The organism is uncultured Anaerotruncus sp., from assembly GCF_902490045.1.
Taxonomy (GTDB): Bacteria; Bacillota; Clostridia; order Oscillospirales; family Ruminococcaceae; genus Anaerotruncus.
The window spans coordinates 1-9874 of record NZ_CABUCJ010000090.1 but is presented as its reverse complement, the minus strand read 5'-3'; the positions used below and the strand labels follow the sequence as shown (position 1 = coordinate 9874).

Annotated in this window: 9 protein-coding genes; 7 read left to right on the top strand and 2 right to left on the bottom strand. The window is 62.7% G+C overall.

From position 1 onward, the window contains the following. The 5 genes from RDM88_RS09505 to RDM88_RS09485 all read left to right on the top strand — a co-directional run. Window positions 1-583: toprim domain-containing protein (locus tag RDM88_RS09505; RefSeq protein ID WP_308754609.1), on the top strand; the 583-nt coding region annotated here is incomplete at its 5' end. Between the two features lie 24 nt (window positions 584-607). Next, window positions 608-1336, top strand: coding sequence for a YcxB family protein (locus RDM88_RS09500; RefSeq protein WP_308754608.1), 729 nt, complete (start codon window positions 608-610; stop codon window positions 1334-1336). After that, entirely contained in the window at window positions 1333-2064 is a 732-nt protein-coding gene (locus RDM88_RS09495; RefSeq protein ID WP_308754607.1) for a hypothetical protein, read from the top strand. The genes RDM88_RS09500 and RDM88_RS09495 overlap by 4 nt, the downstream gene beginning before the upstream one ends. Window positions 2065-2106: 42 nt before the next feature. Then, window positions 2107-4662 carry a DNA gyrase subunit A gene (gene gyrA, locus RDM88_RS09490; protein ID WP_308754606.1) on the top strand — a complete coding sequence of 852 codons (2556 nt, stop codon included), beginning with the start codon at window positions 2107-2109 and terminating at the stop codon, window positions 4660-4662. Between the two features lie 191 nt (window positions 4663-4853). Continuing rightward, window positions 4854-6644: a Na/Pi cotransporter family protein gene (locus RDM88_RS09485; RefSeq protein WP_308754605.1), complete on the top strand. Its 1791-nt coding sequence runs from the start codon at window positions 4854-4856 to the stop codon at window positions 6642-6644. A gap of 271 nt (window positions 6645-6915) precedes the next feature. On the opposite strand, the gene RDM88_RS09480 is transcribed toward RDM88_RS09485, so the two are convergent. Then, window positions 6916-7743: a polysaccharide deacetylase family protein gene (locus RDM88_RS09480; RefSeq protein ID WP_308754604.1), complete on the bottom strand. Its 828-nt coding sequence runs from the start codon at window positions 7741-7743 to the stop codon at window positions 6916-6918. 31 nt (window positions 7744-7774) lie between these two features. Here RDM88_RS09480 and RDM88_RS09475 point away from each other — a divergent pair, with 31 nt between their 5' ends. Continuing rightward, a complete protein-coding gene (locus tag RDM88_RS09475; RefSeq protein WP_308754603.1) occupies window positions 7775-7960 on the top strand; it encodes a hypothetical protein in 186 nt (61 codons plus the stop codon). A 99-nt stretch (window positions 7961-8059) separates the two neighbouring features. Here RDM88_RS09475 and RDM88_RS09470 read toward each other — a convergent pair whose 3' ends face one another. After that, complete coding sequence (locus tag RDM88_RS09470) at window positions 8060-8605, bottom strand: NUDIX hydrolase (protein ID WP_308754602.1); 546 nt, start codon at window positions 8603-8605, stop codon at window positions 8060-8062. A gap of 134 nt (window positions 8606-8739) precedes the next feature. On the opposite strand from RDM88_RS09470, the gene RDM88_RS09465 reads away from it, so the two are divergent. Then, window positions 8740-9642: a M14 family metallocarboxypeptidase gene (locus tag RDM88_RS09465; RefSeq protein WP_308754601.1), complete on the top strand. Its 903-nt coding sequence runs from the start codon at window positions 8740-8742 to the stop codon at window positions 9640-9642. Window positions 9643-9874 lie beyond the last annotated feature (232 nt).

Genomic DNA, 9874 nt, shown 5'->3' with positions numbered 1-9874 from the left:
CCTCCCCCTGTGGGGCAAGATGCTCAACGTGGAAAAGGCCCGGCTCGACAAGGTCTACGGCAACGACAAGCTCATGCCGATCGTCACCGCGCTGGGCACCGGCATCGGCGACGAGTTCGACCTCGAAAAGCTCCGCTACGGCAAGATTATCATCATGGCCGATGCGGACGTCGACGGTTCCCACATCCGCACACTGCTGCTCACCTTCTTCTTCCGCTACATGCGCCCGCTGATCGAGGAGGGGCATGTCTGCATCGCGCAGCCCCCCCTCTTCAAGATCAGCCGCGGCAAGCAGGTGCGCTACGCCTTTTCGGACAAGGAGCGGGACGACTATATCCGGGAGCTCTGCCCCGACGGCAACGGCAAATGTGACGTCCAGCGCTACAAGGGCCTCGGCGAGATGGACCCCGAGCAGCTGTGGGAGACGACGATGAATCCCGAAAACCGCACGATGATCCGGGTCCAGATGGAGGACGCGGTCAAGGCGGACGAGATCTTCACGATCCTGATGGGCGACAAGGTCGGACCGCGCAGGGACTTTATCGAGCAGAACGCGAAATACGTGCAGAACCTGGATATTTAACGTTCGGAAGAGAGGAGACGCGCTATGCGGGAACAGGACAATTTTGAGACGCGGGACGCCGCCGCAACGGTGGAGGAAGCCGCGGAAATCTCCGGGGAGGAGGCGGCCGCCAGCGATACCGGAGAGGCGCTCGCGCAGGAGCTGCGGGCGGAGGCGGACGAGGGGGACCTCGACGCCGCGGAGAGCCGGCCGGAGGTCAAGAAGCTGTTTACGCTGAACTTCTTCCTGCCGCTGGAGGACTACCTCGATTTCTACCGCATCATGAACGCCGCGAACGTGCAGAAGAGCAAAAAGAAGATGACCATCATGGGCGCCGTCGAAATCGGCGTCGGGCTGCTGCTGGTCCTCTCGGTGGCGCTGGGCTATTCCAGCGCGACGCCCCTCTCGTGGGCGCTGCTGGCGGTGATTTTCCTGCTCGGCTTCCGCAGCCTCTTCTATTACAAATTCTTCTACGAGCGTGCGCTTTCCAAGGCGGTGGGCAGGGAGTACCAGAAGAACGCCTGCCTGCAGGAAAAGATGCTGATCGACTTCTACCCCAACAAGTGCGTCGAGCACATCCAGGACAAGGAGGTCGAAACCTACTGGCACACGATCGATTCGGTGAAGGAGTCGGAGGGGCTTTTCCTGATCATGCTGGAGCCCCGCCGCTGCCTGCTTGTCCCCAAGTCCCAGATCGAGCCGCAGATCGACGCGGTGGAGAAGTTCCTCGCGGAGATGTGCGAAAACTATGAAAAGCCGAGGTATCAGGTATGAGCGAAGAAATGAAGCAGGCCGTGGCCGGGGAGCAGGAGGCGCAGGCGGAAGCCGCCCTTTGCGCCCAGCCGGAGGAGGAGGCCGCGGCGCCGCCGGACGAAGCCGGCGGCGAACCCGATGAGGAGGAAATCGACGACGGGGAATACGAGCGCCGCCACGCCGGGGTCGACTACGGCCGGGTGGAGTTCTCCTTTGAAACGCATGAGGCGGACGTGCTCGACGGGCTCGAAATCTCCGACAGGAAGAGCCGGATCGACGCGCACCGCAACATCCAGCTGCTCGGCGTGTTCGTCGTGATCTGGATGTTCTGGGGGGACCTCTTCAAAAACAACGGGATGCAGACCCTCGTAAGCTGGGTGATGGTGATCGCCGCGCTCGTCCTGCTCTATGTGATCCTCAAGTTCCCCGCGAACAACAACCGCAAATACGCGGCGCGGCTGAGGGAGCATTCCCCCCGCTTCGAGCTCGTTGCCACCCGCGAGGGCATCGACGTGCGCGAGGGGGGCGGCAGCTACCGCATCGACTTCTCGGGCTCCTGCAGCGTCTACGACTACAAGGGCGTCTACGCGGTCTGCTACGACAAGAACAGGGTCGTCACCGTCCCGAAGAACCAGCTCGACGAGGCCACCGCCGAACGCTTTTGCGGCGTTCTGCGCCAGGGGCTCGGCGACCGGTTTGAGAAGGTGGCCGAGGAACAACGGCGGCCCCTCTTCGGAAAGAGGAAATGAACTTCCGGCGATTCCCTGCGGCCCGAATAGGAGATGATACAGATGAAGAAGGAAACCCATGATTCCAAGGACGACGTGTTCGACCCCGAACTGATCGAACAGCGTATGCATAACATCGACATCGAGAGCGAGATGAAGAAATCCTTCCTCGACTATTCGATGTCGGTCATCGTCAGCCGCGCGCTGCCCGACGTGCGCGACGGCCTCAAGCCGGTGCACCGGCGCATCCTCTACACCCTGCACGAAAACGGCCTCACCCCCGACAAGGCCTACCGCAAATGCGCCGACACGGTCGGCAGCGTGCTCGGCCGGTACCATCCGCACGGCGACGCGTCGGTCTACGACGCGATGGTGCGTCTGGCGCAGGACTTTTCGATGCGCTACCCGCTCGTCGACGGCCACGGCAACTTCGGTTCGGTCGACGGTGACCCGCCGGCCGCCTACCGGTACACCGAGAGCCGCATGAGCAGGATGTCCCTCTCCCTGCTCACCGACATCGAGAAGGACACCGTCGACTTCATGCCCAACTACGACGACCGCCTCAAGGAGCCGGTCGTACTGCCCTCCCGCTTCCCCAACCTGCTCTGCAACGGGTCGACGGGCATCGCGGTGGGCATGGCGACGAACATCCCGCCCCACAACCTCGGCGAGGTGATCGACGCCGCCTGCATGCTGATCGACAACCCCGACGCCTCCCTCGAGGAGATCATGCAGTACATCAAGGGGCCGGACTTCCCGACCGGCGGCATCATCATGGGGCGCGCGGGCATCCGCGCGGCCTACGCCACCGGCCGCGGAAAGATCACCCTGCGCTCCCGCTGCGAGGTTGAGGAGATGCCGAACGGCCGTGAGCGGATCGTCGTCACCGAGATCCCGTACATGGTCAATAAGGCGCGCCTGATCGAGTCGATCGCCGATCTCGTCAAGGAAAAGCGGGTCGAGCAGATCTCCGACCTGCGCGACGAGAGCGACCGGGACGGCATGCGCATCGTCATCGAGCTCAAACGGGACGCCAACGCCCAGGTGGTGCTCAACCGCCTCTACTCCTACACCCAGCTCCAGGACACCGTCGGCGTCATCATGCTGGCGCTGTCGGGCGGCGTGCCCAAGGTCATGCCGATCAAGGAGATCCTCACCCACTACATCGACTTCCAGGGCGAGGTCGTCATCCGCCGCACGAAATACGACCTGCGCAAGGCCAGGGAGCGCGAACATATCCTCGAGGGTCTCAAGCTCGTCTGTGACAACACCGACGAGGTCATCTCGATCATCCGGCACTCGAAGGACGTGCCGGACGCGAAGCAGAACCTGATCGAACGGTTCTCGATCACCGATATCCAGGCGTCCGCCATCGTGGCGATGCGCATGGGGCAGCTCTCCGGCATGGAGCGGATCAAGATCGAGGAGGAGCTGGCCGCGATCCTCGAGCGGGTGGCGGAGTACGAGGCGATCCTCGGCGACTACGGCCGCGTCATGTCGATCGTCAAGGAGGAGCTGGGCGAGATCCGCCAGAAATACGCCGACGAGCGCCGCACCGAAATCGTGGCGGTGAGCGGCGAGGTGGACATCGAGGACCTCATCCCGGTCGAGGACTGCGTCATCACGCTGACCCATTTCGGCTACCTCAAGCGGCAGCCGGTCGACGCCTACCGCACCCAGCGGCGCGGCGGCCGCGGCGTTTCGGGCATGACGAGGCGGGAGGAGGACTTCGTGGAGGAGCTCTTCATCTGCTCCACCCACGACTATATCATGTTCTTTACCTCCAAGGGCCGGTGCTTCCGGCTCAAGGGCTATGAAATCAGCGAGGGCTCCCGCACCTCGCGCGGCACCAACATCGTCAACCTCCTCCAGATGGATGCCGACGAGAAGGTGACGGCGCTCATCAAGGTGGGGGCAGACGAGTACGACATGGACGACCGCTACCTCGTGATGGTCACGCGCAGGGGCGTGATCAAGCGCACCCCGCTGTCGGCCTACCGCAACGTCCGCCGCATGGGGCTGATCGCGATCGGGCTCGACGACGGCGACGAGCTCGCCTGGGTCCGCCAGACCGACGGCACCAGCGAACTGATCGTCGCGACGCGGGGCGGCATGGCCATCCGCTTCGACGAGCAGGACGCGCGGCCCCTCTCCCGTTCCGCGCGCGGCGTGCGCGCGATCACGCTCGAGGAGGGCGACGAGGTCGTCGGCATGGCGCGGGTGCGCGGGAACGGCGACGCCACCGTGCTCACCGTGTCGGAGAGCGGGCTCGGCCGCCGCACCGAGGTCGGCCAGTACCGCCTGCAGAGCCGCGGCGGCAAGGGCATCCGCAACTACTATGTCGACCGCAACGGCCCCGTCGCGGGGGTCAAGATGGTGGACGGCGACGACGATGTGATCCTCATCACCGACGACGGCGTCATCATCCGCATCCCCGTTCAGGAGATCACCGTGCAGTCCCGTTACGGCGGCGGCGTGCGCGCGATGCGCGTGGCGGAGGACAGCCGCGTCGTGACGCTGGCGCGCGCCCCCAGGGAGGAGGCTTCCGACGAGGAGGCCCCCGACGGGGAGCAGGAGGGTTCCGCCGATGAGGCGGCCCCGGAGGAAAGCGATTCCTGAGAAGCGAAACTGTCCCCGGGACGCGGGCATCCGCCCGTGTCCCGGGGATTTTTTGCGCGCAATCGGGAGTTTTCGCGCAAAATTCAGACGAAACGCCCGAAAGCCCTGTACAAGCCCGGAAATTTTCGATATAATTGTTTCGTATGGTAAAAAATAAGAAAAAACTACGTAAAATGAAGTGGTGAAACAACTTGGATATTTTTGGGTTTATCAGCCTGCTGGGCGGCTTGGCAATGTTCCTCTACGGCATGTCGATGCTCGCGTCCGGCCTGGAACGCGCTTCGGGCGGCCGCCTCGAGCGGACGCTTGAGAAGATGACCGACACGGTGATCAAGGGAGTCGCGCTCGGCGCGCTGGTCACGGCGGCCATCCAGTCCTCCTCCGCGACGACGGTCATCGTCGTCGGCCTCGTCAACGCGCAGGTCCTCAAGCTGCGCAACGCCATCGGCGTCATCATGGGCGCCAACATCGGTACCACGATCACCGCGCACATCCTGCGCCTGAGCGATCTGCAGACCGACAACTTCTTCCTCATGCTGTTAAAGCCCAAGTCCCTCGCGCCGCTGGCGATGATCGTGGGCATCCTCTTCTTCATGTCCGCCAAGCGCGACCGGCAGAAGAACATCGGCGTCATCCTGCTCGGCTTCGGCGTCCTCTTCACGGGGATGTTCGCGATGGAGGGGGCGGTCGCCCCGCTGAGCAACGAGCCCTGGTTCACAAGTCTTTTCGCGACCTTCCGCAACCCGGTCATCGGCATACTGGTCGGTACCTTCGTCACCGCCGCGATCCAGTCGTCGGCCGCGTCGATCGGTATTTTGCAGGCGCTGACCTCCACCGGGCTGATCACCTATTCGATGGCCTTCCCGATCATCATGGGCCAGAACATCGGCACCTGCATCACGCCGATCCTGGCGTCGATCGGCGCCTCCAAAAACGCGAAGCGCACCGCCGCCGTGCATGTGAGCTTCAACATTTTGGGCACGATTATCTTTGTCATCGGCTGCTACACCTTCCAGCACTTTGTGGGCTTCTCCTTCTGGGACGCGCCGATCGACAAGGGCGGCATCGCGAACTTCCATACGATCTTCAACGTGACGGTCACGCTGATCTTTATCCCGCTGGTCGGCCTGCTGGAAAAGATCGCGCGCACGATCGTCCGCGACAAGCCGGGCGACCGCGACCAGGAGATCACGGCGATCACGCTGGACGAACGCCTGCTCGTCTCCCCGGGACTTGCTGTGGAGCACGCCCGCGAGGCGGTCGTGCAGATGGCGAACATCGCGCGGCAGAACTATCTGAGCGCAATCGGGCTGCTCTTCGAGTACGACCCCAAGGTTGTTGAGCGGATCAACGAGAACGAGGACGTGGTGGACAAGCTCGAGGACCGCGTGGAGACCTACCTGCTGCGCCTGGGCGAGCGGGAGCTTTCGGACAGCGAGAACCGCAGCATCTCCGAGCTGCTGCACACCTGCGGCGAGTTCGAGCGGGTGGCGGATCACGCGGAGAACATCTGCGAATGCGCCGACCGGATGTTTGAAACCAAGACGAAATTTTCCAAAAAGGCCACCGAGGAGATGCAGACGATCTGCGAGGCGGTCAAGGAGATCCTCGACCTGGCGGTTGACGCCTTCCAGAAGGTGGACCGCAGGGCGGCGGCGAGCATCGCGCCGCTCGAGGAGGTCGTGGACGAGATGGAGCAGCTCCTCAAGGACAAGCACATCGACCGCCTGCGGCGGGGCAAGTGCACGGTGGACGCGGCGTTCCCCTATGTCGAGGCGCTCTCGAACATCGAGCGGATCGCGGACCTCTGCTCCAACGTGGGCGAGTCGGTGCTCACCTACGACAGCCGGCTGGAGGAGATCGACCGCCACGAGTACAAGCGCCTGCGCGGGGACCAGCATGACGGCGGCTACCAGGCGCAGTACACCGCCTACACGGCGAAGTACTACGGCCGCCTGAAAAAGAAGGCGGCGTCGGAATAACAGCTTATCTAAAAATGAAAAGTTTCGCCCGCCTTTTCCAAAGGCGGCGGGGCCGCGGGGCAGCGCCCCGCGCCGCTCGCCGCAGCGAGCGGAACGCCCCCTTGAGGGCCCTTTCTCTTGCAAAAGGCCCCCAAACCCCAAAAATACGCCTGAAGCAGGGCCTGCGGGCCCGGGCCGAGGGCTCCGCCCTGGAAAAAGGCCGGCGCTTCGTCAGAAGCGCCGGCCTTTTTCTCACCCGCCACCTTTAAAAAGGTGGACGAAACTTTTGGCGTTAATCGTCGGCCGAAGAAGCCGTCGCGTCGGCGGGCGGGACGTAGGGCAGATCCCATTCGCAGATCTCCAGTCCGCGCGCCCGCACCTCGTCGATCAAATCGCCGAGGATTTCCGCGTTGTCATGGCTCACCGCGTGCAGCAGATAGATCGCGCCCTCGTGGATGAATTTTTCCGTCCGCTCCCGCGCCGTGTCCACGCCCGGCTGGTTGTTCGGGTCCCAGTCCTTGTAGGCGAAGCTCCACAGCACCGTCGTGTAGCCCGTCTGCTGGACCATGGCGAGCGTCTTCTCGCTGAACGCGCCCTCGGGCGGGCGGTAGAGGGTCATCTCGTAGTCGAAGTTTTCCAGCATGTAGTCGTGGAGCTCCCGGATGTCCTCATAGGCGTCGTCCAGGGATTTCTGGGTCGGGTTCCAGTGGTGGCTGGTGTGGTTGCCCACGACATGCCCCTCGTCGATCATCCGCTGAACGAGGTCGGGGCAGGATTTTACAAACGGCAGGGTGACAAAGAAGACCGCGCTGGCGTTTTTCTCTTTAAGTACGTCGAGGATTTGGGGGGTGTAGCCGTTTTCGTAGCCCTCGTCAAAGGTTAAGTAGAACTTCCCGCAGTCGGCCGGGGCGATAAAGTAGGCGCCGTACCGGCCGTACTCTTCCTGGTGCACCTGCGGCTCGGTGGTGCGGTTTGACTCGTCGACGAGCACGCCGGGTCCCCACTTGACCTGATCGCTGCCAAGAGCACCGATTTTGTCAAAATCGGTGCTCATGGTAGTGGTCACGGCGCTTTCGATATTGGACGCGGCATCCGAGACGCCGTCTTCAATACTGGACATCAGATCGTCCGGCTCAGAGGAAGACGGAGCCATGGAAGAAGCGGCCGGGGCCGAAGAGGGCGCGACGCTCGAGGAGGACGTGTTGTCATTCCGCGAGGTGCACGCAGTCAACGAAACGAGCATAACGAGCGCCAATGCCGTCGCGATGAACGCTTTGGTTGATTTCATTGGATTCTTCCTTTCACATTTGAAGTGGGAAACCAGCATAAACCGGTGAAATAACGTGGTTATTTCGCAGTTATTGTATGCATCCGGGTCAAAAATAACAGCCCGGACGCGAGGAATGATTTCCCATAACAAACCGGTCCCCGTTTGTTCAGAGCTTTCCGGCCTGGCGCAGCGCGTAAAATTTTAAAATGCCGATCTGGGTTTTCGCGTCGGGGATTTCCCCGTCCAGCACCATCTGCACCGCTTTTTCCACCGGGATGCGGCGGACGGTTAAAAACTCGTCCTCGTCAAGATGCTGCCGCGTGGGACGCAGCCCCGCTGCGAAAAAAATGTGGATGATCTCGGTGTCGTAGGCGCAGGTGGGATACAGCTTCGCCAGCGGCTGGAAGAGGTCGGCGGCACAGCCGCATTCCTCCCCGAGCTCCCGCATGCCGCATTCGGCGGGGTTTTCCCCCTTCTCCAGCTTGCCGGCGGGCAGCTCGAGCAGCACGGCCCCAAACGGGTAGCGGAACTGCGAGACAAAGAGGATGTTGTCGTTTTCGTCGAGCGCGAGCACCGCCACGCCGCCCGAGTGGTCGACCACCTCGCGCGCCGCAGTCGAGCCGTTTTCCAGCTCCACCGTGTCCCGGCGCAGGCTCAAAATCCTGCCTTCATAAATCACCCGTGAATCGATTGTTTTTTCATAGTGGGCCATATCCCAATTTCCTCCTGTATCTCGGTTCCGATTTGTTTCTCCGTGAAAGCCGCCCGCGCGGCGCTTTTTCCGGCTTGCCCGCCGTACTAATACGAGCCCTGCGCCACATAGACTGGGCTTAGAGGTGAGACGGTATGTTTGACGGATTTTACAGGGAGCCTCCCGGCTACGACAACATCCGCCGCGCGGTGTGCGAGCTGAAGGAACGGTTCCCCTTTTTAAAGACCTTCCCGATCGGGAAATCGGTCCTCGGGCGCAGCATCTACGCGCTGGGAATCGGGGAGGTCTACCGGGGCACCCTTTTTGTCGGAGGCGTGCACGGGATGGAATGGCTGACCACCCTGCTGCTCTTCCGCTTCTGCGAGGACGTCCTGCGCGCGATGACCACCGGCGAGCCGCTCGCCGACATCGATATGGCCCGCACGCTGGAAAACCGCTCGATTGCAATCATCCCCTGCCTCAACCCCGACGGGGTGGAGATCAGCCTGCACGGGGCCGAATCGGCGGGGCAGCTCCGCGCCTTCGTCGAAAAGGCGGGCGGCGGGGACACCTCCCACTGGCAGGCCAACGCGCGGGGCATCGACCTCAACCACAATTTCGACGCGGGCTTCCCCCAGCTCAAAAAACTGGAGGAGGAAGCGGGCTTTACCGTTCCCGGCCCGACGCGCTACGGCGGAACTTCCCCCCACAGCGAGCCGGAGACCCGCTCCCTCGTGAATTTCTGCTGCGCGTTCGACCTGCGGCAGGCGTACGCCTTCCACTCCCAAGGGGAGGAGATCTACTACCGCTACGGGCCGCACACGCCGGTGCGCTCCCAGTTGATGGCGCAGGTGCTCGCGTCCGCGTCCGGTTACCGGCTCGCCTCCCCCGAGGGGACCGCCTCTCACGGCGGGTTCAAGGACTGGTTCATCGACCACCTGCACCGGCCCGCCTTCACGATCGAAATCGGACGCGGACAGAATCCCCTGCCCATCGAGGAGCTCGAGCCGATCTACGCGCGCCTTTTGGAGATGATGCTCATTTCGATCCTGCTCTGAGCGGACCGTGTTTTTCGATAATCCCCCGGTCGTCCGGAAATCCGCGATCCGCGCGCGTATTCAAACTGCGCGGGCCGCCTCCCTGTGATGTCTCTCCTATTATATCTCTTTTTCCCCGAAAACGAAAGAGATTTTGTCGGCCGTGAAAAAACAGGCGTTTTCAGGGCAGCAAGTCCGCCGCCTCCTGCGGCGCGGCGCGCATCTGACCAAAAAACACGAAAGAGCCGTGCGG

Bases quoted from the DNA above. Each gene is read 5' to 3' on its own strand.
- RDM88_RS09475 (WP_308754603.1), top strand. From the start codon at position 7,775: ATGGAAGAAGCGGCCGGGGCCGAAGAGGGCGCGACGCTCGAGGAGGAC.
- RDM88_RS09480 (WP_308754604.1), bottom strand. From the start codon at position 7,743: ATGTCCAGTATTGAAGACGGCGTCTCGGATGCCGCGTCCAATATCGAA.
- RDM88_RS09500 (WP_308754608.1), top strand. From the start codon at position 608: ATGCGGGAACAGGACAATTTTGAGACGCGGGACGCCGCCGCAACGGTG.
- RDM88_RS09495 (WP_308754607.1), top strand. From the start codon at position 1,333: ATGAGCGAAGAAATGAAGCAGGCCGTGGCCGGGGAGCAGGAGGCGCAG.
- RDM88_RS09465 (WP_308754601.1), top strand. From the start codon at position 8,740: ATGTTTGACGGATTTTACAGGGAGCCTCCCGGCTACGACAACATCCGC.
- gyrA (WP_308754606.1), top strand. From the start codon at position 2,107: ATGAAGAAGGAAACCCATGATTCCAAGGACGACGTGTTCGACCCCGAA.
- RDM88_RS09470 (WP_308754602.1), bottom strand. From the start codon at position 8,605: ATGGCCCACTATGAAAAAACAATCGATTCACGGGTGATTTATGAAGGC.